Origin of the sequence: Pararhodobacter aggregans (genome assembly GCF_003075525.1) — a bacterium.
Taxonomy (GTDB): Bacteria; Pseudomonadota; Alphaproteobacteria; order Rhodobacterales; family Rhodobacteraceae; genus Pararhodobacter; species Pararhodobacter aggregans.
In genome coordinates this window covers 743013-768881 of sequence record NZ_QDDR01000001.1, presented here as the reverse complement: position 1 = coordinate 768881, position 25869 = coordinate 743013, and the positions used below count along the sequence as shown (strand labels likewise).

Here is a 25869-nt window from a genome sequence, read left to right as displayed (position 1 = left end):
ACGGGACGATGGCACGGCGCAAGGCAACCTGGGTGGGATTCTCGGCGGTGGCGCTCTGGTCGCTGCTGGCGCTCTTCACGGTGGCCACCGCGCCGGTGCCCCCCTTCCTGCTGACCGCGCTGACCTTCGCCATCGGCGGCGCTGTCGGGCTGGTCTGGATCGTCGCGAACGGCAGCCTCGCCAAGCTGCGCGCGGTGCCGCTCTCGGCCTATGCCTTCGGCACGGCGGGGCTTTTTGGCTATCACTTCCTCTATTTCACCGCGCTCAGGCTGGCCCCCGCGGCCGAGGCCGGGCTGATCTGCTACCTCTGGCCGCTGTTCATCGTGCTCTTCTCGGGCCTTCTGCCGGGCGAGACGCTGCGTCCGGGGCATATCGCCGGGGCGCTCCTGGCCTTCGCCGGGGCGGCGCTGATCGTCGCGGGCGGGATCGGCGCGGTCTCGGGCGCGATGGCGGGCTATGCGGTGGCCTTCGTGGCGGCGCTGACCTGGGCGGGCTATTCGCTGGGCTCGCGGCGGCTGGCGGGCGTGCCGACCGAGGCGGTCGCGGTCACCTGCCTCGCCACGGCGCTGCTGTCCACCCTGGCGCATTGGGGGCTGGAGACGACGATCTGGCCGGAAAGCGCCTGGGGCTGGCTGGCCATTCTGGCGCTGGGGCTCGGCCCGGTGGGGCTGGCCTTCTACACCTGGGATGTGGGGGTCAAGGGCGGGGACATCCAGCTCTTGGGGACGGCGTCCTATGCGGCGCCACTCCTGTCCACGCTGGCGCTGGTGCTGGCCGGGATGGCGCCGGCCAGCCTGTCGCTGGCCCTGGCAGCCCTGGTCATCACCGGCGGCGCGGCCCTCGCCGCGCGCGCCGGGTCGTCACGCGTCACTCAGCCGCAAGGCGAGTGATCTGCTCTTTCAGGCGGAGCTTCTGCTTCTTCATCTCGGCGATGGCCAGGTCGTCCTTGCCCGGCGCGCGCTGGGCCACTTCAACCTGGTCCGACAGGGCCTGATGGCGGCGGCGCAATTCCTGAAGATGCGAAGTCAACGACATTGGTATCCTCCTGTTTCGGGTATCCGAGACATCAGTGCACCACAGTTTCATCGGTTTGTCACATGAAACCCGAAGTTGTTTTGCGGCAATTTGACCGGACCGGCGGGTTCAGGCCGAAACCGCGGAATCACCCCAGTCGAGCGCCTGCGCGTGGCGCAGGATCGCCTGCGCGCCGGGGGTGAAATCGTCGCCATCGGCCCGGTGCGCGGGGCCTTCGTGCATCACGAGCGGCGCCAGCAGCCGGAATGGCGCGCGGCCGCCCTTGCGGGCCTGGACCAGCACGCGACCGGCCGCCCTGCCCTCGCGCGCGGCGATCGGCCGCACCGTGGCCGAGGCCCGGCCGCCCAGCGCCGCCAGGATCTCGGGCAGACGCTCGGCCAGATGGATCAGCGTCAGGAAACCGCCGCCTTTCGCCCGTCTGAGACCGGTCGCCACCCAGTCGGCCAGCGGCGTCTCCTCGCGCAGGGCGGCGTCGCGCCCCGCGTCGCGCGCGGGGGGCGAGCCCGGGCGGTAATAGGGCGGGTTGGCCATGACATGGTCGAACCCTTCGCGCAGCTCGGGCGGCAGCGCCACCAGATCGGCCTCGGTCACCTGCAGATCGACGCCGTTCTCGGCGCCATTGCGCCGGGCGAGCGCTGCGTATTCCGCCTGCCGTTCGACGCCGCGCAGGCTCAGCCCCGGCACCCTGAGGCCCAGCGCCAGCAGCGCCACCCCCGCGCCGCAGCCCAGTTCCAGCACCCGCTGCCCCGGCCGTGCCGGAACCGCGGCGGCCAGCAGCAGGGGGTCGGTCGCCGCGCGGTAGCCGTCCTTCGGCTGCCAGGCGATCAGGCGGCCGTCCAGAAACACGTCCCGCGTGAGTGCGGGCTCAGCCATCAACCTGAACGCCATTGTCGCGCAGGATGGCCTTGGCCATGAACAGGTTTTCGTCCCGCACCAGCAGCCGTTGCGGCACAATGGCCAGCGCGCTCATATGGACGTCCACCGCAAAGGCCTCTATACCTTCGGCCGCGAGCAGGGCCGTTGCGAAGGGGATCACCGTTGGATCGGTCGTGCGCAGCAGTTCTTTCATCCGGTCACTAAACGGCAAGGCCCCGGACTTGTCAAAGCAAGGCAGGCAGCCGATGAGCGTCACCCAAATCAGTCCGCTGGAAGCCCTGTCTCAGGTGCTGGCCGAGGACATGGGCCGGGTGAACGCGCTGATCCGCGAGCGCATGGCCTCCGAAAACGCGCCCCGCATCCCCGAGGTCACCGCGCATCTGATCGAGGCCGGTGGCAAGCGCATCCGGCCGATGATGACCCTGGCCGCGGCGCAGCTTTGCGGCTACCGGGGCGACGCGCATGTGAAGCTGGCGGCGACGGTCGAATTCATCCACACCGCCACGCTGCTGCATGACGATGTGGTCGATGAAAGCGCCCAGCGTCGGGGCCGTCCGACCGCGAACCTGCTGTGGGACAACAAATCCTCGGTCCTGGTGGGGGATTACCTCTTTGCCCGGGCCTTCCAGCTGATGGTCGAGCCCGGCAACCTGCGGGCGCTGGGCATCCTGTCGAACGCCGCGGCGGTAATCGCCGAGGGCGAGGTGTTGCAGCTGACCGCGGCGCAGAACATCGCCACCTCCGAAGACACCTATATGACGGTGATCCGCGGCAAGACGGCGGCGCTGTTCTCGGCCGCGACGCAGGTGGGCCCGGTGGTCGCCGGCGCGCCCGAGGCGCAGGTGCAGGCGCTTTTCGACTATGGCGACGCGCTGGGGATCTGCTTCCAGATCGTTGACGATTTCCTCGATTACGGCGGGGCGGGCGACGGGCTTGGCAAGAACCTCGGCGACGATTTCCGCGAACGCAAGCTCACGCTGCCGGTGATCCGCGCCATCGCCGCCGCCAATGCCGAGGAACGCGCCTTCTGGGAGCGGACCATCGGCCGGGGCGAGCAGCGGGATGCGGATCTGGCGCAGGCCATGGCGCTGATGGCGCGGCACGGCACGCTGGCCAGCACGCGGCAGACGGCGCTGGACTGGGCGGCGCGGGCCCGGCGGGCGCTCGACCCGCTGCCCGATCACCCGCTGAAGGCGATGCTGGCGGATCTGGCCGATTTCGTGGTCGAACGGGTCAACTGACCCGCGATTTCACCTGACCGACGGCAGGCTGCGCGTCGGCAAGACGAAGCGCCCCGGCGCAGCCAGCGCGCGGGCCGCGTCCTGCGCCGCGCCCTCGGTGGCGAAGATCCCGAAACAGGTGGCGCCCGAGCCGGTCATCCGCGCCAGCAGGCAGCCCGGCTGCGCCCGCAGCGCCGCCAGCAGATCGCCGATCCCGGGCATCAGCGCCGTCGCAGGCGGCTCCAGATCATTGCGCATGTCCCGCAGCCATTCGGCCAGCGCCGGGGCGTCGGACCAGCCCGGCAGCACCTCGGGCATCGGGGGATTGTCGCGCTGATTCAGAGCCTTGAAGACGGCGGGCGTGGACAGAGCCTGCCCCGGGTTCACCAGCAAGAGCCAAAGCGCGGGCACCCCCGCCACCGGCGCCACGCCCTCGCCCAGCCCGGTCATGCGGCTGGGCGCGGGCGCGGCCATGCAGACCGGCAGATCGGCGCCCAGCCGCATCAGCCCGGCGGTATCGGGCGGCGGGAAGCCCCGCCCCGCCAGCAGCTTCAGCGCCGCCGCCGCGTCGGACGAGCCGCCCCCCATGCCCGAGGCCACCGGCAGGCGCTTTTCCAGCGTGAAGGCCGCGCGGGTGGCGCCCACGGCCCGGGCGGCGCGCAGGACCAGATTGTCAGGCTCGACCGCCAGCGCGGGCGCCGCGGGGCCGGTCAGGTCCAGGGACAGGCCCGGTCCGTCCGCCAGGGTCAGCCCGTCGCCCGCCTCGGTGAAGACCACCAGCGAATCGAGCAGGTGATAGCCGTCGGCGCGCTGGCCGGTGACGTGCAGGGTCAGATTGATCTTGGCCGGGGCGACGGCCCGGACCCTGCCGGACATCAGTTCGCCGGGTGCAGCGGCGGCTCGCCCGCCTCGGCCCGCACGGTGTCAAGCCCGACCTCGATCTTGCGGCGCAGACGCTCTTCGTCGAGATCCTCGGCCGGGGCGAAGGACAGCGCCCGGCGCCACTGGAAATGCGCCTCGCGGTGTCGGCCCACGGCCCAATAGACATCGCCCAGATGGTCGTTGAGCACCGCGTCGGTCGGCTCCATCTCGACCGCGCGCTCCATATGGCCCACGGCCTCGTCATAGCGACCGAGCCGGTAGAGCGCCCAGGCGAGGCTGTCGAGGATATAGCCGCTGTCGGGATCGCCCGCGACGGCGCGCTCGATCATCTCCATCGCCTCGTCCTGCTTCTCGCCGCGTTCGATCAGCGAATAGCCGAGGTAGTTCAGCACCGTCGGCTGATCGGGCTGCAGGGCCAGCGCGGCGCGGAAATCGGCCTCGGCCGCCTGCCATTGATCGGCCCGCGACAGGGCCACCGCGCGCGAGAACCAGAGCTGCCATTCCGGTTCGAGCCCGGCCTCGGTCAGCAGGTCCATGGCCCTTGTATAGGCGGCGGCGGACTCGGCGAACTGGTTGTCGCGGCGCAGGAAATCGCCCAGCACGCTGTGCGCGGCATAGCTTTGCGGATTGGCCTCGGCCATGGCCTGCAGATCGGCGATCGCCTCGTCCCGGCGGCCCAGCGTTTCCAGCACCTGCGCCCGGCCCATCCGCGCGGCATTGCCGAAGACGTTGTCGGCCGGGATCGCCTCGTAGGCGGCAGCGGCCATCTGCGGCTGGTCCATCTCTTCGAAGATCTGGCCGATCAGCAGCTGCGACTCGGTCAACGCCGGATTCACCCAGACCGAGGCCTGCGAATAGATCAGCGCTTCCAGCGGGTTGCGACCGGTGACCATGGCATTGGCCATGACCGAAAACACCTCGCCCATGCCCTCGCTGGGCGAGGCGATGACGTCGAAGGGCAGCGCCCGCCCTTCCGCATAGGCGGCGCGCATGCGGTCGATGGCGGGATCGGCGCCCGGGGCGAAGACCGTGTCGATCAGCGCCAGCGCGTCGTCGTAGCGCTCGCTCAGCGCCAGAAGCTGGGCATAGGCGATATAGCCGCGCCGGTTCAGCGCGGTCGACACCCCGGCCGCGTCATCCTCGATCACCGCCACGGCGCCTTCGACATCGCCGACGGTCGCCAGCATCAGCGCCCGGCAATATTCGGCGAAAGCCTGCATCCCCTCGACCCCGGCCACGGTGTCGAGCGTCGCCAGCGCGTCGGACATGCGCCCGGCGCCCAGTTGCGCCCAGGCGCGGGCCAGCCCCTCGATCAGGGGATGGATCGACGCCCCGCTGTCGCTGATCGTCAGCGCGGCGGCGTAATCGCCCTCGTGAAAGGCCTTGGCCAGAAGCAGCAGCGCCGCCGCCCGGTTGGCCGGGTCCAGCGCCGCCAGTTCGCCCGCGGTCTGCGCCGCCAGATCGAATTCGCCCACGGAAAAGGCGCTGACCGCCAGACTTTCCAGCGTACCCAGATTGGAAGGATCGGCCTGTTGCAGCCGTTGCAGATAGGGCAGCGAGGCGGCGAAATCGTTCATCACCCCGGCCTCGCGCGCGGCGAGGAAGGCGCCTGCCGTCCCCTCGGCCCGCCCCGCCTGAGGCGCCAGCGCCAGGGCCGGGATCAGCAGCAGGGCCAGAGAGGCCGGGCGAAATCGGGGGGAAAGAGGCAAGGGGAACTCCCGCGTCGGTCAGGGATGCGTTGCCCAAGGTGTAGCGGTCCGGCCCGGCAAGGGCAATGCGCGCGTCCCTCCGTCAGGGACGCGCGCCATCACGCAACCGCGAGACCGTCACATATTCGGGTAGTTCGGCCCGTCCCCGCCCTGCGGCGTGGTCCAGTTGATGTTCTGGCTGGGGTCCTTGATGTCGCAGGTCTTGCAGTGGACGCAGTTCTGGAAGTTGATGACGAACTCGGGCTTGCCGTCCTTCTCGACCACCTCGTAGACGCCGGCCGGGCAATAACGCTGCGCGGGCTCGGCGTATTTCGGCAGGTTCACCGCGATCGGGATCGAGGGATCCTTGAGCTTGAGATGCGCGGGCTGGCTTTCCTCGTGGTTGGTGAACGAGAAGCTGACGTTGGTCAGCCGGTCGAAGGACAGCACGCCATCGGGCTTGGGATAGTCGATCGGCTTGAAATCCTTGGCCTCGCCGGTGGCCTTGGCGTCGGACTTGCCGTGCCGGAGCGTGCCGAACAGCGAAAAGCCCAGCGTGTTGGTCCACATGTCCAGCCCGCCGAACGCGAGCGACGGCGCGAGGCCCCATTTCGACCACATCGGCTTGACGTTGCGGACCTTCTTCAGGTCCTTGCCGATCACGCCGCCGCGGACGTTTTCCTCATAGATCGTGAGCTCATCGCCCTCGCGCCCGGCCTGGATCGCGGCATAGGCAGCTTCGGCCGCCTCGATCCCCGAATGCATGGCGTTGTGGTTGCCCTTGATCCGCGGCACGTTCACCAGCCCCGCCGAGCAGCCCAGCAGCACCGCGCCCGGCATGGTCATCTTGGGGATCGACTGCCAGCCGCCCTCGGAAATCGCCCGGGCGCCATAGGCCACGCGCTTGCCGCCCTTCAGCAGCTCCGCCACCATCGGATGGTGCTTGAAGTGCTGGAATTCCATGTAGGGATAGAGGTAGGGGTTGGCGTAGTTCAGGTGCACGACGAAACCGATCAGCACCTGATTGTTCTCGAAATGATAGATGAACGAGCCGCCGCCCGCTTTCGAGCCCAGCGGCCAGCCCATGGTGTGGGTGACGGTGCCCTCGCGGTGCTTCTCGGGGTCGATCTCCCAGATCTCTTTCATCCCGAGGCCGAATTTCTGCGGGCAATGCCCCTTCGACAGCTCGTATTTCTCGATCAACTGCTTGGCCAGCGAGCCGCGCACGCCCTCGGCGATGAAGACGTATTTGCCGTGCAGCTCCATCCCCGGCTCGTAGTTCGGGCCCATCGAGCCATCGGCCTCGCGTCCGAATTCGCCCGCGACGACGCCCTTCACCCGGTCGCCGTCATAGACCAGCGCGCTGGCGGCCATGCCCGGGAAGATCTCGACGCCCAGCGCCTCAGCCTGTTCGGCCATCCAGCGGGTGACGTTGCCCATCGAGACGATGTAATTGCCGTGGTTGTTCATCAGGGGCGGCATCGGCCAGTTCGGCACGCGGATCTTGCCCGCCTCGCCCAGCAGATAGAAATTGTCATGCGTGACCGGCACGTTCAGGGGGGCGCCCTTTTCCTTCCAGTCGGGGATCAGCCGGTTCAGCCCCGAAGGGTCCAGCACCGCGCCCGAGAGGATATGCGCGCCGACTTCCGAGCCCTTCTCCAGCACGACCACATTGAGGTCGGCATCGAGCTGCTTGAGCCGGATCGCCGCCGACAGACCGGCAGGGCCTGCGCCGACGATGACGACATCGTATTCCATCGACTCGCGTTCGATCCCGGTTTCGACTTCGGACATGGGGGCTCCTCGCTGGCTGACGTCGTGCGCAACATTGTTACGGTTCGCTATGCTGCGGCATACCCTTTGAAACCGGGCGGGGTCAATTGCTACGGAACGTCAGAATGCCTTGCCCGCGCGACTCATCCCGGCCGGTCGCCCATCAGATAGCGCGGCCCCGCGCCGCGCTCGCCTGCCCGGTCGCCGGGGTTGTAGAGCGCGCATTTCGGCAGGCTCAGGCAGCCGCAGCCGATGCAGCCGTCCAGATCGTCCCTCAGCCGGGTCAGCGTGGCGATGCGCTGGTCCAGCCGGTCGCGGAACTGCAGGCTGATGCGGCGCCAGTCGGCGGGGCTGGGGTTGCGCCCCTCGGGCAGGTCGGCCAGCAGCACCCGGATCTCGGCCAGCGAGACGCCGAATTGCTGGGCGATGAGGATGAAGCTCAACCGCCGGATCGCCGCCCGGGGAAAGCGCCGCTGATTGCCCGCGTTGCGCTCGGCGGCAATCAGCCCCTGCGCCTCGTAATAGCGGATGGCCGAGACGGCGAGCCCGGTGCGCCCGGCCAGCGCGCCGATGGAAAGTCCGCGTTCCGGTGGCATGGCTTCCTCCCTTGACCTAAAGTCAGGTTTAGGAATTACACAAGCGGCCTGCAACCCGAATCACGAGGAGACCATCATGCAGGCCGCGCTGGAACACACCAATCTCACCGTCACCGACCCCGAGGCCACCGCCCGCTGGATGGCGCAGGTCTTTGGCTGGCACATCCGCTGGCAGGGCTCGGCGATCCATGGCGGGCGCTCGATCCATATCGGCGGCGACGACAGCTATCTGGCGCTCTACCGCCCATCGCAGGCGCCCCGCCCGGCCGCTGCCCGCAGCTATGACACGATCGGCGGGCTGAACCATCTGGCGGTGACCGTCGCCGACCTCGACGCGACCGAGGCGAAAGTGCGCGAGGCCGGGTTCCAGACCCACAGCCACGCCGATTACGAACCCGGCCGGCGGTTCTATTTCCACGATGCCGATGGCGTCGAATACGAGGTGGTCAGCTACGCCTGACGCTTCGGGCAAGCCCCGCTCATCGGCCACCCGCGGGGCTTGCATTTCATCGCCGCCTGCTATCAGGTAGGGGCCTGAACCCTGATTGCCCCGGCCCCGGCCGCGGGCGTTTTCTTTTCGTGTGAGACCCGATGGAAAAGATCCCCATGACCCGCCGCGGCTTCGACGCCCTGGATGCGGAACTGCGCGAGCTCAAGTCAGTCGAGCGGCCGGCGGTGATCCGTGCCATTGCCGAGGCCCGCGAACATGGCGACCTGTCCGAGAATGCCGAGTACCATGCCGCCCGCGAGAAGCAGAGCTTCATCGAGGGCCGGATCAAGGAAGTCGAGGGCCTGATCGGCCGCGCCGAGGTCATCGACCCGTCGAAACTCTCGGGCGCCATCAAGTTCGGCGCGACGATCACCATCGTCGACGAGGACACCGACGAGCAGCGGACCTATCAGATCGTCGGCGAGGCCGAGGCGGATATCGAGAACAACCTCCTCAACATCAAGTCGCCTCTGGCGCGCGCCCTGATCGGCAAGGAGCCCGGCGATTCGGTCGAGGTGCGCACCCCCGGCGGCGAGCGCAGCTACGAGGTTCTCTCGGTCGAATACCGCTGAGAGGCGGCCGTCGATGCCCGACGAGCCAGCCCCCCGCCGCCGCCCGCGCCTCTCGCCCGAGTTGCTGGCCTTCCTGCTGTCGCTGGCCTGGCTGGTGGCGCTGGTCGCGGCCTTCCGGGTGCTGGGCCAGCAGGGTATGCGGATCTCGGATACGCTGGGGCTGGTCGTGGTGGCGCTGGCGGTCTTTCTGCCGGTGGCGCTGATCTGGATGGCGGTGCTGGTGCTGCGCGCGGCCCGCGACATGCGCGACGAATCGCTCAGGCTTCAGGCCAGCGTCGAGGGGATGCGCCGCGGCTGGATCCGCGAGCAGCAGGCGGCGGGTCTGGCGCTGCGCCCGACGGTCGAGGAAAAGCTCGACGAGATCGCCGCGTCGCAGAAGGCGGCCGAGGAGCGGATGGCCATGTTCCACACCCGCCGCGCGCCGACCCGCCCCGCCACGGCCGAGGAACCGGCGCCGCAGGACGGCACCCAGCCGGTGCTGGCGCTGGAAAACCCCGCGCCCGCGCCCGAACCCCTGCCGCCGGCCGACTTCATCCGGGCCCTCAACTTCCCCGAGACCGAAGCGGACGAAGAAGGCTTCGCCGCGCTGCGCCGGGCGCTCGGCGACCACGGCACCGCCATTCTGGTGCGCGCGGCGCAGGACGTGCTGACCACGCTGGCGCAGGAAGGCATCTACATGGACGACCTGCGCCCCGACCGGGCCCGGCCCGAGGTCTGGCGGGCCTTCGCGCTCGGCGCCCGCGGGTCCGAGGTGGCGGCGCTGGGCGGGATCCGCGACCGCTCGTGCCTGGCGCTGACCTATGCCAGAATGCGCTCGGACCCCGGGTTCCGCGAGGCCGCGCACCGCTTCCTGCGCGCCTTCGACCGCCGTTTCACCGTGTTCGAGGCCTCGGCCTCGGACGGCGAGATCGCGCAATTCGCCGAGACCCGCTCGGCGCGGGCCTTCATGCTGCTGGGCCGGGTCACCGGCATTTTTGGATGAACGGCATTTTCGGATAAACCATGAGCACTGACATCACTCCCTCGAGCGCCTTCTGGCAAGGCGTGCGCAACGGCGGGCCGTTCATCCTGATTGTCGCCCCCTTCGGCCTCGTCTTCGGCGTGGTCGCCGGCGAGGCCGGGCTCGACGTCTGGCAGACCATGGCCTTTTCGGTCGCGGTGATCGCCGGGGCGGCGCAGCTGACCGCGCTGCAGCTGATGACCGATCAGGCGCCGACCATCATCGTCATCATCACCGCGCTGGCGGTGAACACGCGGATGGCGATGTATTCGGCCTCTCTGACGCCGCATCTGGGCGGGGCCTCGGTCTGGCAGCGGGCAGCGGTGGCCTATCTGATGGTCGATCAGGCCTATGCGGTGTCGATCCTGCGCTACGAGCAGGGACCGCCGCTGAGCCCCCGGGCCAAGCTCGCCTTCTATTTCGGGGTGGTGTTCCTGATCTGCCCGACCTGGTATCTGGGCACGCTGATGGGGGCGCTGGTCGGCAGCCAGATCCCCGATTGGGTGCCTATTGGCGCCGCCGTGCCCATTGCCTTCATCGCCCTCATCGGCCCGATGCTGCGGACGCTGGCCCATGTCGCGGCGGCCTTCGTCTCGGTGGTGGTGGCGCTGGGGCTGGCCTTTCTGCCCTATAGCCTGGGCCTGCTGATCGCGGCGCTGGCCGCCATGGTCACCGGCGCCCTGGTCGAGGTCTGGACCGAGAAGAACCGCCCGGTGGGAGGCGCGTCATGATTCTGGATCAGACGACGATCTGGATCGTCATCGTGGCGCTGGCCATCGGCACCTTCACCCTGCGCTTCTCGTTCCTGGGGCTGGTCGGGCGTCGCCCGCTGCCGCCCTGGGCGCTGAGGCTTTTGCGCTATACGCCGGTGGCGGTGATCCCCGGGCTGATGGCGCCGCAGATCTTCCTGCCGCTCGAGGGGCAATCCGGCCCCGATCCGGTGCGGCTGGCGGCGGTGGTGGTGACGCTGGCGGTGGGTGTCTGGACCAAGAATGCCATCTGGGCGATGCTGGGCGGCGCCGCGACGCTGACCCTGCTGACCCTGACGCTGGGCGCCTGAGGCTCCGGCCATCCCCCCGAACAAACGAAAAACGGGGCCCGAAGGCCCCGTTTTGCTTATTGCGTGTATTGCTGTCGTTCGGTGGGCAGCGCGTCGGAATAGACCCTTTCCTCCCGCACCCCCGGAATCGTTGCAAACTGCTCGGACAGGCTGTTGGGGTAGAAGGAATCACGGATCCATTCATAGCCCGGCACCTGATGCAGGATGCTGATGATGGATTTCGCGCAATAGGCGTCGGGCACCGGCCCCTCGACCTCGGCCAGCCGCAGGATGCGCTCGGCCACCTCGGGCGGCACGAACAGCGTCTGCATCAGCACGTGATGGGTGCGGCGCGCGTGGTAATAGGTGTAGCGGTAGAGCTGGGCGTCATCGAAGCCGTAATGCACGTCATGGCGTTCCGGCGCCGCCGGATGCGTCCAGGTGCCGGCCGGATCGAACAGCACCCGCTGGCTGGGCGCGTTGATCATCAGCGCCGAATGCTCGCCGCGACCGTTCTCGTTATTGATGACGTTGAAGAGCACGATCTCGGTCGGCCCCGCCGCCTGATAGCGGGCGGCCATCACCGCCTCGTCCGGGGCCCAGACCGCGGGCTTGGTCGTACAGCCAGCCAGCACGACCAGCGTGACAAGGGCCAGAAGGCGCGTCAGCAGCGACATGTCGGGATGTCCTTTGTCAGGCCGCGCGAAGCGGCTTGGCGAGGGCGCCTTGGGCGGCGCCCGCCGGGGTTCCTCAGGAATTGACGAGGCCCATGAAGATCAGGCAGGCGATCGAGAAGGCCGCGACATAGATCGACGCCTTGATGAAGCCGTTGAAGGTTTTTTCCTGCTCGGTGGTGTCCATCGAGCCGTGCTTGTACTCAGCCATGGGGGTCTCCATTCCCGTGTGTTTTCCACTCCATAGCGGATGGCGAAACCCCTGTCACCCCGCCAGCGCGGCCCGGGCCCTGCGCCAGGCCGACCTGACGCCGCAGGGCCACAGCGAAGGCCGCCTCAGCCCTGCGCCTGCCAGAGCCAGGCGCCGCGCTCGTCGCGCCAGCGCCGCACCCGCCCCTCGACCAGCAGCCGGTTGAGATGCGCCACCGCCTCGACCAGCGCCATGCCGGCGGCGGGGCCGGTGATCTCGCGCTTGAAGAGCGGCAGGAAGCATTGCGCCGCGGTCTTCGGTTCGGTCAGCCAGCCCTGCAGACGGTTCAGCGCGCCCTGATGGTTCTCGACCATCTGGCGCAGGCGCAGCGGCAGGCCGGTGAACGGCAGCTTGTGGCCGGGCAGCACCAGATGGCGGTCCTCGGCGAAGCCCGCGAGCCGGGTGCAGCTCTCGATCCAGTCGCCGACCGGATCGGCGCCGGGCTCGGTCGCATAGACGCCGAGATTGGCGCTGATCCCCGGCAGCAGCTGGTCACCGCCGATCACCAGATCGTCGTCGAGGCTCCAGAAGGTCGCGTGTTCGGGTGCATGGCCATTGCCGCAATGCACGACCCAGCGGCGGCCGCCCATGGTGATCTCGTGCCCCTCGCCGACCCGGGTGAAACCCAGCGGCATCGGGTCGACCACATCGCAGAAATTGAACGGCCGCTCGGCGATGCGCCGGGCGATCTCGTCTTCCTCAAGACCCGCGCCGCGCCAGAAGGCGATGGTCTCGGGCACCGGCTGGGCATGGGCATCGAGCAGCAGCATCCGGGCGAACAGCCAGGCGGTGCGGGTCGTGACCAGCTCGGCCCCGTGTTCGGTCTGGAACCAGCCCGCCAGCCCGACATGGTCGGGATGGTGATGCGTGACCACCACGCGGCGCACCGGCCGCCCGCCCAAGGGCCCCGCCAGCAGCGCCTGCCATTCGGCCTTGGCCCGTTTCGAGGAAAAGCCGGTGTCGATCACCGTCCAGCCGTCTCCCTCGTCCAGCGCGAAGACGTTGACATGGTCCAGCGCCATCGGCAGCGGCAGACGCATCCACAGCACCCCCGGCGCCACCTCGATGGCCTCGCCCGGGCCGGGCGGCGCCTCATGCGGGAAGCGGATACCGGGCTCGGCCGGGCGGGGGGCGGTGGTGGCGCTGGTCATGCGGTCTGCAGATCCTCGATGCTGAGGTCGTAAAGCTGCGCCGCCCCGGCGCGGGCCTGCACCAGAAGCGATTCGTGCTCGGGCAGGATGCGGGTGATGAAGACCCGGGCCAGACGCGCGCGCGGCCCCTCGGGATCGGCCAGCGCCGCCTTCAGATGGTAATGCGCGCCCAGCACCCGGGCAAAGGCCCGCAGGAAGGCCGTGGCCCCGGCGAAACGCTCGTTCATCTCCTGCCCGACCAGCCATTCGACCGCCTCGCGCATCGTCTCGGCCGCTTCCCAGACCTTTTCGGCCAGATCGGGCAGCGTGGCGCGGGCGCCTTCGGCCGCATCCTCGACCTCCTGCAACAGGCGGCTCGCGGCCTCGCCCCCGTCCATCATCTTGCGCGCCACAAGGTCCATGGCCTGAATGCCGTTGGTGCCCTCGTAGATGGGCGTGATGCGGGCATCGCGGAAATATTGCGCCGCGCCGGTTTCCTCGATGAAGCCCATGCCGCCGTGGACCTGCACGCCCATCGAACTGACCTCGCAGCCGATATCGGTGCCATGCGCCTTGGCGATGGGGGTCAGCAGCGCCGCGCGGGCCTTCCAGCTGTCCTTGCCGGTGGCGCGCCCCATGTCGATGGCCAGCCCGCAATCGAGCGCGATGGCCCGGGCCGCGAAGGTCTCGGCCTTCATCACCGCCAGCATCCGGCGCACGTCGGCATGGTCGATGATCGCCGTGTCACCCTGGGGCGTGCGGCCCTGCTTGCGCTCCTGGGCATAGGCCAGCGCGTGCTGATAGGCGGCCTCGGCCACGCCGATGCCCTGGGCGCCGACGCCGAGGCGGGCGTTGTTCATCATGGTGAACATCGCCGCCATGCCGCCATTCGGCTTGCCGACCATCCAGCCTTTCGCGCCCTCGAAGGACATGACGCAGGTGGGCGAGCCATGGATGCCCAGCTTGTGCTCCAGTGAGACGACGCGCAATGAATTGCGCTCGCCCGGCTTGCCCGCGGCATCGGGGATCAGCTTCGGCACCAGGAACAGGCTGATGCCCTTGGTCCCCGCCACCCCGTCGGGCAGACGCGCCAGCACCAGATGGCAGACGTTCTCGGCCACGTCATGGTCGCCCCAGGTGATGAAGATCTTCTGCCCGGTCACGCTGAACGTGCCGTCGCCGTTATCCTCGGCCTTGGTCCTCAGCGCACCCACGTCCGAGCCGGCCTGCGGCTCGGTCAGGTTCATGGTGCCGGTCCATTCGCCGGAAATCAGCTTCGGCAGATAGAGGTCCTTCAGCGCGTCCGAGGCGTGATGCTCCAGCGCCTCGATCTGGCCCTGCGACAGCAGCGGGCAGAGCTGCAGCGCCAGGTTCGCGCCCGACATCATCTCGTTCATCGCCGTGTTCAGGGTCTGCGGCAGGCCCATCCCGCCATGCTCGGGCGTGGCCGAGATGCCCAGCCAGCCCCCCTCGGCAATCGCCTTGTAGCCGTCCTTGAAGCCGGGCGAGGTGCGCACCACGCCATTCTCCAGCCGGGCCGGAGTCAGGTCGCCCGCGCGGTTCAGGGGCGCCAGCACCCCGTCGCAAAGCCGGCCGAGTTCGCCCAGGATCGCCTCGGTCACATCGGCGCCCGCCTCGGCGAAAGTCTCGGTGGCGGCGAGCCGATCATAGCCCAGCACCTTGTCGAGCAGGAAACGGATATCGGCAACAGGCGCGGCGTAGGGCATGGCATCCTCCGGGCTAACACGCGGGCCGGGCGACTTGGCAAGCCCGGTCGCCGGCTGTATTGCCGCAAATGAACCTCGCACGCTACCCACGGAAATCAAGACGCAGCGTCACCGGACCATGGCCGAAACCCGCCTCCTGCCCCCCGATGCGACGGGCCTGCGCGACGCCGCCGGGCTGTTGCGCGACGGCAAGCTCGTCGCCTTCCCGACCGAGACGGTCTACGGGCTGGGGGGCGATGCGCGCGACGATCAGGCGGTGGCGGGGATCTTCGCCGCCAAGGGGCGGCCCCGGTTCAACCCCTTGATCGCGCATCTGCCGGACCTCGATCAGGTCGAGCGTTACGCCCGGCTGACGCCCCTGGCCCGGCGGCTGGCGCAGGCCTTCTGGCCCGGACCGCTGACGCTGGTGCTGCCGCTGAAGGGCGGGCTGTCACCGCTGGTGACGGCGGGGCTGGACACGGTGGCGATCCGGGTGCCCGCCCATCCGGTGGCGCAGACGCTGCTGCAGGCCTTCGACGGGCCGCTGGCGGCGCCCTCGGCCAATCCCTCGGGCCGGATCAGCCCGGTGACGGCGCGCCATGTGCTGGAGGGGCTTGGCGGGCGCATCGCGGCGGTGGTGGATGGCGGCGATTGCGCGGTCGGGCTGGAATCGACGATCCTGGATGCGACGGGCGAGGCGCCGGTGCTGCTGCGCGCGGGCGGCCTGCCGGTCGAGGCGATCGAGGCGCTGGGGTTGAAGGTTACGGCGCGCGAGGGCGGCGCCATCACCGCCCCCGGGCAGCTGGCGTCCCATTACGCGCCGCGCGGCCGGGTCCGGCTGGAGGCGACGGCGCCCGAGCCCGGCGAGATCTGGGTCGGCTTCGGCCCCTGCCCCGGCGCCGCGCTGACGCTGAGCGCGACCGGCGACACCACCGAAGCCGCCGCCCGCCTGTTCCACGCCCTGCACGAGGCCGATGCGCTGGCCGGGCCCGAGGGGCGGATCGCCTTTGCCCCTTTGCCCGAGACGGGGCTGGGGCGCGCCATCAATGACCGGTTGCGCCGCGCCGCGGCGCCGCGGTAGCGGGGGGCTGCTCGCCCCCCGCACCCCCTCGCCAGAGGGGGAAGCAGGCTCCCCCCTCTGGACACCCCCCCTGCGTATTTGAAACAAAGTGAATGAAGAAGGTCGGGGCACGCCCGGGCCGCAAGGAGGAAACCGATGCCGAACCCGCTCTATGACGCGCTCTTCGCGCCCCTGAAGACCCGCGACAGCGCCTTCCTGATCCTGCCCGATGGCAGCACGATCTCGGGCGCCGCCTTCCACGCGATGTGCGCGCGGGTGGCGGGGGCGCTGCGGGGGCTGGGGCTGGAACCGGGCGACCGGATGGCGGTGCAGGTCGAGAAATCGCCCGAGGCGCTGGCGCTTTACGGCGGCGCGGTGATGGCGGGCGTGGTCTTCCTGCCCCTCAACACCGCCTATACCCCGGATGAGGTGGCCTATTTCCTCGGCGACGCCGGGGCGAAGCTGCTGCTGGCCGACGGCGCCAAGGCGGCGGCGCTGGCCCCGGTGGCCGAGCGTTGCGGCACGCGGCTGATGGTGCTGAACGCCGATGGCAGCGGCAGTTTCGCCGAGGCGATGGCGGGGGCGCCCGAGGCGGCGGCGGTGGAGCGGGGGTCCGAGGATCTGGCGGCGCTGCTTTATACCTCGGGGACCACTGGCCGCTCCAAGGGCGCGATGCTCAGCCAGCGCAACCTTCTGTCCAATGCCGAGGTGCTGGTCGATCACTGGCAGTTCAGCGACCGCGACGTGCTGCTGCATGCCCTGCCGATCTTCCACACCCACGGGCTCTTCGTCGCCACCAACACGCTGCTCGCCGCGGGCGGCACGCTGATCCTGCTGCCGAGGCTCGACATCGACGCGCTCATTCACTGGATGCCCCGGGCCACCAGCCTGATGGGGGTGCCGACCTTCTACACCCGCCTTCTGGACGATCCCCGCTTCACCCGGGATCTGGTCGCGCATATGCGGCTCTTCATCTCGGGCTCGGCGCCCCTGCTGGCCGAGACGCATATCGCCTTCGAGGACCGCACCGGGCACCGGATCCTCGAACGCTACGGCATGACCGAGACCAACATGAACACCTCGAACCCCTATGACGGCGAACGCCGCGCCGGGACCGTGGGCCTGCCCCTGCCGGGCGTCGAGGTGAAGGTGACCGATCCCGATACCGGCGCGACCCTGCCCCGGGGCGAGATCGGCATCCTCGAGGTGCGGGGACCGAACGTGTTCCAGGGCTATTGGCAGATGCCCGAGAAGACCGCGGCGGAACTCAGGGCCGACGGGTTCTTCATCACCGGCGATCTGGGGCGGATCGACACGGACGGCTATGTCACCATCGTCGGCCGCCAGAAGGACCTGATCATCGCCGGGGGCTACAACATCTATCCCAAGGAGATCGAGCTGGAACTGGACGAGGCGCCGGGTGTCAAGGAAAGCGCCGTCATCGGCGTGCCGCACCCGGATCTGGGCGAGGGCGTGCTGGGGGTGATCGTGCCCCTGCCGGGCGAGACGCCGGATACGGCGGCGATCCTGAAGGACCTCGGCGCCCGGCTCGCGCGGTTCAAGGTGCCGCGCGCTCTGGTGCTGGTCGCGGACCTGCCCCGCAACACCATGGGCAAGGTGCAGAAGAACCTGCTGCGCGACGCGTTCAAGGATTGGTTCAAGCGCTGAGCGGAACCGGAACCGCGCGCGTGCCTCAAGCCCCGGGGGCCGTCTGCCCCCGGACCCCCGAGGATATTTGGAGCGCAAAGAAGGCGGGTTAACGCCCCCTTAGTCTTCATCTTTGTTCTGGAAATATCCTCGGGGGGTGAATTGGCCCTTGGGCCAAGAGGGGGGCAGACGGCCCCCCTTCCTTCGGCGCGGCGGCACGCCGCGCCGCTGGTCGCCCGAGGCGCCCGCGGCAGCGGGCAACGAGGGCGAAACCCCTCCCCCGCCCCCGGCCATGAGAAAACCCCCGCACCTTGCGGTACGGGGGGCCCATTTCCTCAGCGGGTCGGGAAGCCTCAGGCTTCCTCTTCCAGCTTGTCCAGCGCCGCTTTCAGGTCGTCTTTCGAAACTTCCTTCTCGCTCACCGAGGCTTTGCCGAGGATCATGTCCACGACCTTGTCCTCGAAGAGCGGCGCGCGCAGCTGCTGTTGCATCTGCGGGTTCTTCTGCACGAATTCGAAGAATTCGCGCTCCTGCCCCGGGTACTGGCGGGCCTGAGCCAGGATGGCCTGGGTCATCTCGGCGTCCGATACCGTCACCTCGGCCTTGCGGCCGACTTCGGCCAGCAGGAGGCCGAGCTTCACGCGGCGCACGGCCAGCTTGCGGTGTTCGTCGGTGGTCTCGATCGAGCCGTGGTTGTGGTCATGGACCTGCGGGTTCTCGTCATGCCAGAGCTGGTGGGCGATCTGGCTGGCCTCGGCCTCGACCAGGCTTTCCGGCAGATCGAACGAGACGGTGCTGTCCAGCTGGTCCAGAAGGCCGCGCTTGACCACCGCGCGGGCGGCCTGGGCGTATTCGCCTTCCAGCCCCTCACGGATCTGGCCTTTCAGCGCCTCGAGCGATTCGGCGCCGAATTTCGCCGCCAGCTCGTCGTTCAGTTCCGCTTCGGCCGGGGCTTTCACGCCCTTGATCACGCAGGCGAAGACCGCTTCCTTGCCCGCCAGATGCTCGGCGCCGTAGTTCTCCGGGAAGGTGACGGTGACGTCTTTCTCGTCACCGGCCTTGGTGCCGACCAGCTGGTCCTCGAAGCCGGGGATGAACTGACCCGAGCCCAGCACCAGCGGGTAATCCTGCGCAGCGCCGCCCTCGAAGGCCTCGCCGTCGACGCGCCCGGTGAAGTCGAAGGTCACCTGGTCGCCGTTCTCGGCCGCGCCGTCCTTGTCCTCGAAGCTCTGCGCCTGCTTGGCGAGGTTGCCCAGCGCCTCGTCCACGGCCGATTCATCGGCCTTCACCACCAGACGCTCCAGCGTCAGGGCGGTGAAGTCGGGTTCGGCGATCTCGGGCAGGGCCTCGTAGCTCAGCTCGACCACGACGTCGTCGCCCTCTTTCCAGGTCTCGCCGTCCTTCATCTCGACCTTCGGCTGCATCGCCGGACGGTCGCCCGAGGCGTCGAAGTGGTTCTGCATGGCGCCGTCGACGGCTTCCTGCATCGCTTCGCCCATCAGGCGCGGGCCGAATTGCTTCTTCAGCATCGCCATCGGAACCTTGCCCTTGCGGAAGCCCTTCAGCTCGACTTCGGGCTGGGCCTCGCGCAGCTTCTCGTCCACCTTGGCGGCCAGATCGGCGGCCGGGATGGTGATCGTGTAGCCGCGCTTCAGACCGTCGTTCAGGGTCTCGGTGACTTGCATTCGTGTCCTCGCATAAGCTGACAGGCCGCCCGGACGGCGGCCTGAAGAAATCTGCGCCTTCCTAGAGCGGGCGGGAAGGCGGATCAACCCTGAATCAGCGCCAGCGGGTCAGGGCCAGGGCCCCCGCCACGAAGAAACCATAGCTCGCCATGCCCCCCGCGATGGCGATGAACACGCCGCTCACGCCCCAGCCGGTCCATGCCACCGCCGCCATCGCGCCGCCAAAGGCGACGGCGATCCGGACCACGCCGCCCAGGAAGGGCCAGAGCATCCGCCCCGCCCCCTGGCTGGCAAAATAGAGCGCGAGGCCCAGGGCGAAGAAGCCGTAAAAGGGCGCAACGATGCGGAAATAGGACCGGCCCGCGGCCAGCGCCCCGCCCTCTTCCGCCGTCAGGAACAGCCGCAGCCAGAGGTCCGGCGCCAGCGCCACCGTCAGGCCGATGGCGCCGACGATGACGGCGGCGGCGACCGATCCGGCCCAGGCCACCCGCAGCGCCCGTTCCTTCTGCCCGGCGCCGGTGTTGGCGCCGACCATGGCGGTCATCGCCGCGCCGATGCCGAACACGACCGGGATCATCAGGAATTCCAGCCGCGCGCCCAGCCCGTAGCCCGCCAGCGCCTCGGCCCCGAAGCGGCCGACCGCGCCGACCATCAGCACGATGGTCAGCACCGTCAGCGCGGTATTGAGCGCGGCGATGCCCCCCACCCGCAGGATGTCGGCATACATGCCCCGGGCGATCCGCGCGCCCCTGAGCGAAAGCCCGGCCCGCCCCGAGGCCAGCAGCGCCACCGCCAGCACCGCCCCCGCGCCATGCGCCAGCACCGTCCCCAGCGCGAGCCCCGCCATGCCCAGCGCCGGCAGCCCGCCCCAGCCCAGCGCCAATGCCCCCGACATCGGGATCGACACCAGCGACACCGCCAGCAGGATGCCCGAGGCCGCGGCCATCCCGCCGGTGCCCCTGAGCACGCTCAGCGTCGCGTGGCAGAGCCAGAGCGCGAGGCAGCCGGGGAAAAACACCGCGGCATAGGCCAGCGCCGCCTCGGCGGGCTCGCCCGCGCCGCCCAGCGCCTCGAAGATCACGCGGCCGAACAGGGCCATTGCCAAGAGCGACAGCAGCGCCGAACCCGTGGCGACCACCCAGGCGGCCAGCACAAGGCCGCTGGCCCGCGCCGCGTTCCCCGCCCCCAGCGCCCGCGCCACCGCCGAGGAGATGGCGCCGCCGATCGCCCCCGCCGACAGCATCTGCGTCAGCATGACCAGCGGGAAGACCAGCGCGAGCCCGGCCAGCGCCCCGACGCCAAGGCGGGCGGCGAAGATGCCCTCGGCGATGCTCATCAGCGCCTGCACCACCATGGCCAGCACATTGGGCGCGGCAAGGCGGGCCAGCACCGGGCCGATCGGCCCCTCGAGCATCGCCTTGGTCCGCGCCGCGCGCCGCGCCGCCGCCGCTTGCTCGCGGCCCTCCATCGCCATGCTCATCGCCCGCACCTCGCCTGATGATATAGTGGGTTCCAAAAAGGAATGGACTATGGGTAAGTTCCCTTTCGGAACCTGTCAACGTGGTTTAGGATGGCCGCATGAAATGGGACGAGCTGAAAGACCAATCCTGCCCCGTGGCCCGCGGCCTGTCGGTGATCGGCGACCGCTGGACGCTGATGGTGCTGCGCGACTGCTTCCTCGGCATCCGCCGGTTCGAGGCGATGCAGGCCCGGCTGGGCATCACCCGCCATGTCCTGGCCGACAGGTTGCGCAAGCTGGAAGCCGATGGCGTGCTGCGGCGCGAGGCCTATCAGGAGCGTCCGACGCGCTACGAATACCGCCTGACCGAGAAGGGCAAGGCGCTCTATCCGGTGCTGGTGGCGCTGATCGGCTGGGCCGAGGACCATGTCCCGCCCGAGGGGGAAACCGCCATCACGCTGGTCTCGCGCGAGACGGGTGAGAGAATCGAGCCGGTGCTGACCGACGCCCGCACCGGACGGCCGATCACCCATCGCGACGTGACAGCGGTACGGAACGCCTGACAAAGCCCGGCCGCGGCTGGCGGGGATTGTCCCGCGATGTCAGGATGGTGCGGGTGAAGGGACTCGAACCCCCACGCCAAAGGCGCCAGAACCTAAATCTGGTGCGTCTACCAATTCCGCCACACCCGCATGCGCCGCTTCTAGCAACGCCCTCGCCGCCGCGCGAGGGGGAATCGCCGCGAAAACGCGCCGGTGATGCCCTATTTGCGCCAAGATTGTCGTCAGATTGGAAACAGTAACCCGGAAAGGACGCCCGATGCTTCCGCAGCTTGCCCCCAGTTTGCCGCCCCTCCCCCTCGCCACCCGCCGCTCGCGCCCGACCGGGCTGTTGCCCGGCACGCTGGTGGAGACCGCCGAGGGTCCGATGCCGGTGGAATTCCTGCTGGCGGGCGACCGGATCCAGACCCGCAACGGGCTGGTGGAACTGCGCGGGACCTCGGTCCTCGAGGCCCTGAGCGTCGAGGTGGTGGTGATCGACAGCCCCGCCGCCACCGGGGGCGAGGCCGGGGCGCCGCTGACCCTGCCCGCCAACCAGCAGGTGCTGGTCCGCGACTGGCGGGCCATGGTGCTGCACGGCCAGGACGAGATGCTGACCCCGGCGGCCTCGCTGGTCGACGACCTGTTCGTCCGACGCGAGACGCGGGCGCGGCTGCGGCTGATCCGGCTGCATTTCGACGCGCCGCAGGTGTTCAGCGCGGGCGGGCACGAGATCGCCAGCGCCCGCACGCCGGTCGCCGCGCATCAGCGCTGGCTGCACTGAGCGGCGCCCGTAGGATGGGCAATATTGCCCATCCTACCCCAGCGCCCGCAACACCCCCGGCAGGGCCTCGGGCAGATCCTCGGCGATCAGGCCCGGCCCGAAGGCCCGCGCCGCCTCGACGTGAAGCCAGGCCGCGGCGCAGGCGGCCTCGAACCCGCCGAGCCCGCGGGCGCAAAGCCCCGCGATCAGCCCGGCCAGCACATCCCCCGCCCCCGCCGTCGCCAGCCAGGGCACCGCCCGCGCGCCCGTCGCCGCATGCACCGCCGCCCGCCCGTCCGGCGCGGCGATCACCGTGTCCGGCCCCTTGAACAGCACCACACAACCCGCCCGTGCCGCCGCCTCGCGCGTCGCATCGACCTTGGAATAGGCCGGGCCGGTGTCCGCTGGCGCCGTCAGTTTCGCGGCAAGATCGGGGAAGAGCCGCGCGAATTCCCCACCGTGCGGCGTCAGCACCCAGCCGGGCGGCAGGGGCGCCGCAACCGGCCCCAGAGCGGTCAGCCCATCGGCATCGACCACCACCGTAGGATGGGGTTTCACACCACCCTCCCGCACCACTGCCAGCATCTCCGCCGCCCGCTCCACCCCCATCCCGGGCCCGAGGCACAGCGCGGTGATCCGAGGGTCGCCGAGCAGCGCCGCCAGATCCCCGCCGCCCTCGACCCGGCGCAGCATCAGCGCGGTGATCTGCGCCGCGCATTCCAGCATCGCCCCGCCCGGCGCGCCCAGCGTCACCAGCCCGGCGCCGACCCTGAGCGCCGCCCGCGCCGCCAGCCGCGCCGCCCCGGTACGGCCCATGCCGCCGGTCAGGACCAGCGCGTGTCCATAGGTGTATTTGTGGGTCTCCTCGCTCAGTCGGCCAAACTTGTTCAGAGCCTCAATCATGAACGAACCGACCCGCGCGTCGGCGTTCATCCTCTCGAAGGGAAGCGGAGACACCAGGCCAAGCGGAGGGGTGCGCCCGGCCATGAACCAGGCGAACTCTTGCGAATTCATGCCTTTGCGATTTCGCAACCAGGGTTCAAGGCCGATATCGTGCACGACGACTTCGCCGCAGACCTCGGGCCCGCGCGACAGGACGTGCCCAGCCTTCAGGCAGTGAAAGGTCACCGTCAACGCCGCATGGGGCACCGATTCCCCGGCCAGGAGGATGCGTCCGCTGTCAAGACACAGGCCCGAAGGTGCGTCGATGGCCACCAGCCGGTTTGAGTAGTATTCGCCATCGCCGCTCGCGCCGCCGAGGCGCAACAGGACGCTGGCGATGTCACCTTTGGGCGGGCGCGAAAGCCCGGTGCCGAAGATCGCATCGACATAGAGATCGGAGCGTCCCCAGTCAGGATCGTTCAACGTCTTGCGTGTCAGGGGCAGTATGACGCCCGCCTCCAGCCACCGCCGCGCATTTTCGGCGGCGTCGGGCGGCATCCTGTCGGGCACCGCCGCCGCCAGCACCCTCACCGCGCAGCCCGCCTCGCGCAAGAGCCGCGCCACGACGAACCCGTCGCCGCCGTTGTTGCCCGGCCCGCAGAGCACGGTGACCCGCTGCGCGTCCGGCCAGCGCATCTGAATCGCCGCCACGACCCCCTCACCCGCGCGCTCCATCAGGTCCAGGCCAGTCACAACCCCCGACTCAAAGGCCGTTCGCTCGATGGCGCGCATTTGTGCAGATGTCACCAAATCGGTCATTTCGCCGCTCAATCATCCATAACCCGCACATCAGGTGGGCCATTTGCTTGTTTTTTAGGCACGATTAGGCAAATCCTGCCGACAGGCGGGGGAAAACCGGCCTGCGGCAGGCTAGCGGATTGTCGTGCCGGTGTGAACGTGGTCATTGGGCTCCGTGCCCGAACCGGACGGGGGAACCGTGCATGAAAAAGATTGAAGCCATCATCAAGCCCTTCAAGCTCGACGAAGTGAAAGAGGCCCTGCAGGACATCGGGATCCAGGGGCTGTCGGTGATCGAGGTGAAGGGCTTTGGCCGCCAGAAAGGCCACACGGAACTTTACCGTGGCGCCGAATACGTCGTGGACTTCCTTCCCAAGGTCAAGATCGAGGTGGTGCTGACCGACGACATGGTCGAGGCCGCCATCGAGGCGATCATCGCCGCCGCGCGGACCGACAAGATCGGCGACGGCAAGATCTTCGTCTCGCCCGTCGAACAGGTCATCCGCATCCGCACCGGCGAATCCGGCGAAGATGCGGTCTGACCCTAAACTTCTCTAACAATCCAGGGGACTTAGTATGAGCGTTGAATCAGTTCTCAAGCTGATTGCCGACGAACAGGTCGAATATGTGGACATCCGTTTCACCGACCCCAAAGGCAAACTCCAGCACGTGACCGTCGTGTCGGATCTGGTGGACGAGGACTTCCTCGAAGAAGGCTTCATGTTCGACGGCTCGTCGATCGCCGGCTGGAAATCCATCGATCAGTCGGACATGAAACTGATGCCCGACACCACGAGCGTCTACCTCGACCCGTTCTACGCCGAGAAGACGCTGGCCATCCATTGCGACGTGGTCGAGCCCGACACCGGCGAAGTCTATGACCGCTGCCCGCGCCAGACCGCCAAGAAGGCCGAAGCCTACCTGAAATCCTCGGGGATCGGTGACACCTTCTACGCGGGCCCCGAGGCCGAGTTCTTCCTGTTCGACGACGTGCGCTATTCGGTCACCCCGGCGAAAGTCGGCTATTCGATCGACGCCGATGCCGCGGCCTGGAACACGGATGCCGAATTCGAAGGCGGCAACCTCGCCCACCGCGCCGGCCACAAGGGCGGCTACTTCCCGGTCAACCCGATCGACGAAGCCCAGGACATCCGCTCGGAAATGCTGTCGACCATGAAGTCGATCGGCATGAAGGTCGACAAGCACCACCACGAGGTCGCGACCTGCCAGCACGAGCTGGGCATGATCTTCGGCGGTCTGGTCGAACAGGCCGACAACATCCAGAAATACAAGTACATCATCCACAACGTCGCTGCCGGCTACGGCAAGACCGCGACCTTCATGCCCAAGCCCATGAAGGGCGACAACGGCTCGGGGATGCATGTCAACATGTCGATCTGGAAGGACGGCAAACCGCTCTTCGCGGGCGACCAATATGCCGACCTGTCGATGGAAGCGCTCTACTTCATCGGCGGCATCCTGAAGCACGCCAAGGCGCTCAACGCCATCACCAACCCCTCGACCAACTCGTACAAGCGCCTGATCCCCGGCTTCGAAGCCCCGGTTCTGCGCGCGTATTCCGCCCGCAACCGCTCGGGCTGCGTGCGTATTCCGTGGACCGAATCGCCGAAAGCCAAGCGCGTCGAAGCCCGCTTCCCCGATCCCTCGGCGAACCCCTACCTGGCCTTCGCCGCCCTCTTGATGGCCGGCCTCGACGGCATCAAGAACAAGATCCACCCGGGCGAAGCCTCGGACAAGGACCTCTACGACCTGCCGCCGGAAGAACTGGCCCAGATCCCGACCGTCTGCGGCTCGCTGCGCGAGGCGCTGGAGGAGCTGGAGAAGGACATGGACTTCCTGCTGGCCGGCGACGTGTTCACCAAGGACCAGCTCGAGGGCTACATGGCGCTCAAGTGGGAAGAGGTCTACGCCTACGAGCACACGCCGCACCCGATTGAGTACCAGATGTACTATTCCTGCTGATCCCTCAGGATCGAAGGACCCGGAGGGGCGCCGCAAGGCGCCCCTTCTGCTTGGGTGACCTCGCATTTGCGTGGGCGCGCACCGTGGCCTCTTTTGCCCCGCGCAGGCGGGTTGTAGGATGG

General features: G+C 68.9%; 27 protein-coding genes and 1 tRNA gene. 13 read left to right on the top strand and 15 right to left on the bottom strand.

What is annotated here, in order from left to right; all coding sequences use genetic code 11:
* Positions 1–8 precede the first annotated feature (8 nt).
* On the top strand, positions 9–890 hold the full coding sequence (gene yddG / locus DDE23_RS03780) for an aromatic amino acid exporter YddG (protein WP_107750032.1): 882 nt from the start codon (positions 9–11) through the stop codon (positions 888–890).
* Here the strand turns inward: yddG and DDE23_RS03775 are convergent.
* From DDE23_RS03775 to DDE23_RS03765, 3 genes are all read right to left on the bottom strand, one after another.
* Entirely contained in the window at positions 868–1035 is a 168-nt protein-coding gene (locus DDE23_RS03775; protein ID WP_107750031.1) for a YdcH family protein, read from the bottom strand. The genes yddG and DDE23_RS03775 overlap by 23 nt on opposite strands.
* Positions 1036–1143: 108 nt before the next feature.
* A complete protein-coding gene (locus DDE23_RS03770; RefSeq protein WP_420330155.1) occupies positions 1144–1911 on the bottom strand; it encodes a tRNA1(Val) (adenine(37)-N6)-methyltransferase in 768 nt (255 codons plus the stop codon).
* Positions 1901–2104 carry a putative signal transducing protein gene (locus DDE23_RS03765; protein ID WP_107750029.1) on the bottom strand — a complete coding sequence of 68 codons (204 nt, stop codon included), beginning with the start codon at positions 2102–2104 and terminating at the stop codon, positions 1901–1903. The genes DDE23_RS03770 and DDE23_RS03765 overlap by 11 nt, the downstream gene beginning before the upstream one ends.
* Positions 2105–2156: 52 nt before the next feature.
* On the opposite strand from DDE23_RS03765, the gene DDE23_RS03760 reads away from it, so the two are divergent.
* The gene (locus tag DDE23_RS03760; protein WP_107750028.1) at positions 2157–3152 is read left to right on the top strand and encodes a polyprenyl synthetase family protein; all 996 of its coding nucleotides are present in this window, start codon (positions 2157–2159) and stop codon (positions 3150–3152) included.
* A 9-nt stretch (positions 3153–3161) separates the two neighbouring features.
* Here the strand turns inward: DDE23_RS03760 and DDE23_RS03755 are convergent, their stop codons facing one another.
* The 4 genes from DDE23_RS03755 to soxR form a co-directional block, all read right to left on the bottom strand.
* Positions 3162–4007, bottom strand: coding sequence for a 4-(cytidine 5'-diphospho)-2-C-methyl-D-erythritol kinase (locus DDE23_RS03755; protein WP_107750027.1), 846 nt, complete (start codon positions 4005–4007; stop codon positions 3162–3164).
* Positions 4007–5722, bottom strand: a complete 1716-nt coding sequence (locus DDE23_RS03750) for a tetratricopeptide repeat protein (protein ID WP_107750026.1) — start codon at positions 5720–5722, stop codon at positions 4007–4009. The genes DDE23_RS03755 and DDE23_RS03750 overlap by 1 nt, the downstream gene beginning before the upstream one ends.
* Before the next feature lie 117 nt (positions 5723–5839).
* A complete protein-coding gene (locus DDE23_RS03745) occupies positions 5840–7495 on the bottom strand; it encodes an electron transfer flavoprotein-ubiquinone oxidoreductase (RefSeq protein ID WP_107750025.1) in 1656 nt (551 codons plus the stop codon).
* Positions 7496–7617: 122 nt separating this feature from the next.
* Positions 7618–8070 carry a redox-sensitive transcriptional activator SoxR gene (soxR, locus tag DDE23_RS03740; RefSeq protein WP_107750024.1) on the bottom strand — a complete coding sequence of 151 codons (453 nt, stop codon included), beginning with the start codon at positions 8068–8070 and terminating at the stop codon, positions 7618–7620.
* 76 nt (positions 8071–8146) lie between these two features.
* Between soxR and DDE23_RS03735 the strand changes: the two genes are divergently transcribed.
* The 5 genes from DDE23_RS03735 (at position 8147) to DDE23_RS03715 (ending at position 11192) form a co-directional block, all read left to right on the top strand.
* Entirely contained in the window at positions 8147–8530 is a 384-nt protein-coding gene (locus DDE23_RS03735; protein WP_107750023.1) for a VOC family protein, read from the top strand.
* Positions 8531–8661: 131 nt separating this feature from the next.
* On the top strand, positions 8662–9132 hold the full coding sequence (gene greA, locus DDE23_RS03730; protein WP_107750022.1) for a transcription elongation factor GreA: 471 nt from the start codon (positions 8662–8664) through the stop codon (positions 9130–9132).
* A gap of 13 nt (positions 9133–9145) precedes the next feature.
* Entirely contained in the window at positions 9146–10114 is a 969-nt protein-coding gene (locus DDE23_RS03725; protein ID WP_107750021.1) for a hypothetical protein, read from the top strand.
* Between the two features lie 20 nt (positions 10115–10134).
* Positions 10135–10863: an AzlC family ABC transporter permease gene (locus DDE23_RS03720; protein ID WP_107750020.1), complete on the top strand. Its 729-nt coding sequence runs from the start codon at positions 10135–10137 to the stop codon at positions 10861–10863.
* Complete coding sequence (locus DDE23_RS03715) at positions 10860–11192, top strand: AzlD domain-containing protein (RefSeq protein WP_107750019.1); 333 nt, start codon at positions 10860–10862, stop codon at positions 11190–11192. The genes DDE23_RS03720 and DDE23_RS03715 overlap by 4 nt, the downstream gene beginning before the upstream one ends.
* 56 nt (positions 11193–11248) lie before the next feature.
* Here the strand turns inward: DDE23_RS03715 and DDE23_RS03710 are convergent, their stop codons facing one another.
* From DDE23_RS03710 to DDE23_RS03695, 4 genes are all read right to left on the bottom strand, one after another.
* The gene (locus tag DDE23_RS03710) at positions 11249–11848 is read right to left on the bottom strand and encodes a hypothetical protein (protein ID WP_107750018.1); all 600 of its coding nucleotides are present in this window, start codon (positions 11846–11848) and stop codon (positions 11249–11251) included.
* A 73-nt stretch (positions 11849–11921) separates the two neighbouring features.
* Positions 11922–12056: an aa3-type cytochrome c oxidase subunit IV gene (locus tag DDE23_RS03705; protein ID WP_107750017.1), complete on the bottom strand. Its 135-nt coding sequence runs from the start codon at positions 12054–12056 to the stop codon at positions 11922–11924.
* Between the two features lie 125 nt (positions 12057–12181).
* Entirely contained in the window at positions 12182–13246 is a 1065-nt protein-coding gene (locus DDE23_RS03700) for an MBL fold metallo-hydrolase (protein WP_107750016.1), read from the bottom strand.
* The gene (locus tag DDE23_RS03695) at positions 13243–14952 is read right to left on the bottom strand and encodes an acyl-CoA dehydrogenase (protein WP_107750015.1); all 1710 of its coding nucleotides are present in this window, start codon (positions 14950–14952) and stop codon (positions 13243–13245) included. The genes DDE23_RS03700 and DDE23_RS03695 overlap by 4 nt, the downstream gene beginning before the upstream one ends.
* A gap of 118 nt (positions 14953–15070) precedes the next feature.
* Between DDE23_RS03695 and DDE23_RS03690 the strand changes: the two genes are divergently transcribed.
* On the top strand, positions 15071–16012 hold the full coding sequence (locus DDE23_RS03690) for an L-threonylcarbamoyladenylate synthase (protein WP_107750014.1): 942 nt from the start codon (positions 15071–15073) through the stop codon (positions 16010–16012).
* A gap of 135 nt (positions 16013–16147) precedes the next feature.
* Complete coding sequence (locus DDE23_RS03685) at positions 16148–17659, top strand: malonate--CoA ligase (protein WP_107750013.1); 1512 nt, start codon at positions 16148–16150, stop codon at positions 17657–17659.
* Positions 17660–17991: 332 nt separating this feature from the next.
* Here DDE23_RS03685 and tig read toward each other — a convergent pair whose 3' ends face one another.
* Positions 17992–19323: a trigger factor gene (gene tig, locus DDE23_RS03680; RefSeq protein ID WP_107750012.1), complete on the bottom strand. Its 1332-nt coding sequence runs from the start codon at positions 19321–19323 to the stop codon at positions 17992–17994.
* 94 nt (positions 19324–19417) lie between these two features.
* Positions 19418–20803: an MATE family efflux transporter gene (locus DDE23_RS03675; protein WP_107750011.1), complete on the bottom strand. Its 1386-nt coding sequence runs from the start codon at positions 20801–20803 to the stop codon at positions 19418–19420.
* A gap of 98 nt (positions 20804–20901) precedes the next feature.
* On the opposite strand from DDE23_RS03675, the gene DDE23_RS03670 reads away from it, so the two are divergent.
* Complete coding sequence (locus tag DDE23_RS03670) at positions 20902–21345, top strand: winged helix-turn-helix transcriptional regulator (RefSeq protein ID WP_107750010.1); 444 nt, start codon at positions 20902–20904, stop codon at positions 21343–21345.
* A 45-nt stretch (positions 21346–21390) separates the two neighbouring features.
* Here the strand turns inward: DDE23_RS03670 and DDE23_RS03665 are convergent.
* A tRNA-Leu gene (locus DDE23_RS03665) sits at positions 21391–21474 on the bottom strand.
* 127 nt (positions 21475–21601) lie between these two features.
* Between DDE23_RS03665 and DDE23_RS03660 the strand changes: the two genes are divergently transcribed.
* Positions 21602–22105 carry a Hint domain-containing protein gene (locus tag DDE23_RS03660; RefSeq protein ID WP_107750009.1) on the top strand — a complete coding sequence of 168 codons (504 nt, stop codon included), beginning with the start codon at positions 21602–21604 and terminating at the stop codon, positions 22103–22105.
* A 33-nt stretch (positions 22106–22138) separates the two neighbouring features.
* Here DDE23_RS03660 and DDE23_RS03655 read toward each other — a convergent pair whose 3' ends face one another.
* Positions 22139–23785: an NAD(P)H-hydrate dehydratase gene (locus DDE23_RS03655; protein ID WP_107750008.1), complete on the bottom strand. Its 1647-nt coding sequence runs from the start codon at positions 23783–23785 to the stop codon at positions 22139–22141.
* Positions 23786–23967: 182 nt separating this feature from the next.
* On the opposite strand from DDE23_RS03655, the gene DDE23_RS03650 reads away from it, so the two are divergent.
* Together DDE23_RS03650 and glnA are read left to right on the top strand one after the other, a co-directional pair.
* Positions 23968–24306, top strand: coding sequence for a P-II family nitrogen regulator (locus DDE23_RS03650; RefSeq protein ID WP_107750007.1), 339 nt, complete (start codon positions 23968–23970; stop codon positions 24304–24306).
* 34 nt (positions 24307–24340) lie between these two features.
* Positions 24341–25747, top strand: a complete 1407-nt coding sequence (gene glnA / locus DDE23_RS03645; protein ID WP_107750006.1) for a type I glutamate--ammonia ligase — start codon at positions 24341–24343, stop codon at positions 25745–25747.
* The last annotated feature ends 122 nt before the right edge of the window (positions 25748–25869 follow it).

What these genes read in the sequence shown, in the direction of transcription:
- DDE23_RS03755 (WP_107750027.1), bottom strand. Translation starts at nt 4,007, where the DNA reads ATGTCCGGCAGGGTCCGGGCCGTCGCCCCGGCCAAGATCAATCTGACC.
- glnA (WP_107750006.1), top strand. Translation starts at nt 24,341, where the DNA reads ATGAGCGTTGAATCAGTTCTCAAGCTGATTGCCGACGAACAGGTCGAA.
- DDE23_RS03695 (WP_107750015.1), bottom strand. Translation starts at nt 14,952, where the DNA reads ATGCCCTACGCCGCGCCTGTTGCCGATATCCGTTTCCTGCTCGACAAG.
- DDE23_RS03650 (WP_107750007.1), top strand. Translation starts at nt 23,968, where the DNA reads ATGAAAAAGATTGAAGCCATCATCAAGCCCTTCAAGCTCGACGAAGTG.
- DDE23_RS03685 (WP_107750013.1), top strand. Translation starts at nt 16,148, where the DNA reads ATGCCGAACCCGCTCTATGACGCGCTCTTCGCGCCCCTGAAGACCCGC.
- DDE23_RS03715 (WP_107750019.1), top strand. Translation starts at nt 10,860, where the DNA reads ATGATTCTGGATCAGACGACGATCTGGATCGTCATCGTGGCGCTGGCC.
- soxR (WP_107750024.1), bottom strand. Translation starts at nt 8,070, where the DNA reads ATGCCACCGGAACGCGGACTTTCCATCGGCGCGCTGGCCGGGCGCACC.
- DDE23_RS03725 (WP_107750021.1), top strand. Translation starts at nt 9,146, where the DNA reads ATGCCCGACGAGCCAGCCCCCCGCCGCCGCCCGCGCCTCTCGCCCGAG.
- DDE23_RS03700 (WP_107750016.1), bottom strand. Translation starts at nt 13,246, where the DNA reads ATGACCAGCGCCACCACCGCCCCCCGCCCGGCCGAGCCCGGTATCCGC.
- DDE23_RS03675 (WP_107750011.1), bottom strand. Translation starts at nt 20,803, where the DNA reads ATGAGCATGGCGATGGAGGGCCGCGAGCAAGCGGCGGCGGCGCGGCGC.
- DDE23_RS03710 (WP_107750018.1), bottom strand. Translation starts at nt 11,848, where the DNA reads ATGTCGCTGCTGACGCGCCTTCTGGCCCTTGTCACGCTGGTCGTGCTG.
- DDE23_RS03670 (WP_107750010.1), top strand. Translation starts at nt 20,902, where the DNA reads ATGAAATGGGACGAGCTGAAAGACCAATCCTGCCCCGTGGCCCGCGGC.
- greA (WP_107750022.1), top strand. Translation starts at nt 8,662, where the DNA reads ATGGAAAAGATCCCCATGACCCGCCGCGGCTTCGACGCCCTGGATGCG.
- DDE23_RS03765 (WP_107750029.1), bottom strand. Translation starts at nt 2,104, where the DNA reads ATGAAAGAACTGCTGCGCACGACCGATCCAACGGTGATCCCCTTCGCA.
- DDE23_RS03660 (WP_107750009.1), top strand. Translation starts at nt 21,602, where the DNA reads ATGCTTCCGCAGCTTGCCCCCAGTTTGCCGCCCCTCCCCCTCGCCACC.
- yddG (WP_107750032.1), top strand. Translation starts at nt 9, where the DNA reads ATGGCACGGCGCAAGGCAACCTGGGTGGGATTCTCGGCGGTGGCGCTC.
- DDE23_RS03655 (WP_107750008.1), bottom strand. Translation starts at nt 23,785, where the DNA reads ATGACCGATTTGGTGACATCTGCACAAATGCGCGCCATCGAGCGAACG.
- DDE23_RS03775 (WP_107750031.1), bottom strand. Translation starts at nt 1,035, where the DNA reads ATGTCGTTGACTTCGCATCTTCAGGAATTGCGCCGCCGCCATCAGGCC.
- DDE23_RS03745 (WP_107750025.1), bottom strand. Translation starts at nt 7,495, where the DNA reads ATGTCCGAAGTCGAAACCGGGATCGAACGCGAGTCGATGGAATACGAT.
- DDE23_RS03690 (WP_107750014.1), top strand. Translation starts at nt 15,071, where the DNA reads ATGGCCGAAACCCGCCTCCTGCCCCCCGATGCGACGGGCCTGCGCGAC.
- DDE23_RS03735 (WP_107750023.1), top strand. Translation starts at nt 8,147, where the DNA reads ATGCAGGCCGCGCTGGAACACACCAATCTCACCGTCACCGACCCCGAG.
- DDE23_RS03760 (WP_107750028.1), top strand. Translation starts at nt 2,157, where the DNA reads ATGAGCGTCACCCAAATCAGTCCGCTGGAAGCCCTGTCTCAGGTGCTG.
- DDE23_RS03705 (WP_107750017.1), bottom strand. Translation starts at nt 12,056, where the DNA reads ATGGCTGAGTACAAGCACGGCTCGATGGACACCACCGAGCAGGAAAAA.
- DDE23_RS03720 (WP_107750020.1), top strand. Translation starts at nt 10,135, where the DNA reads ATGAGCACTGACATCACTCCCTCGAGCGCCTTCTGGCAAGGCGTGCGC.
- tig (WP_107750012.1), bottom strand. Translation starts at nt 19,323, where the DNA reads ATGCAAGTCACCGAGACCCTGAACGACGGTCTGAAGCGCGGCTACACG.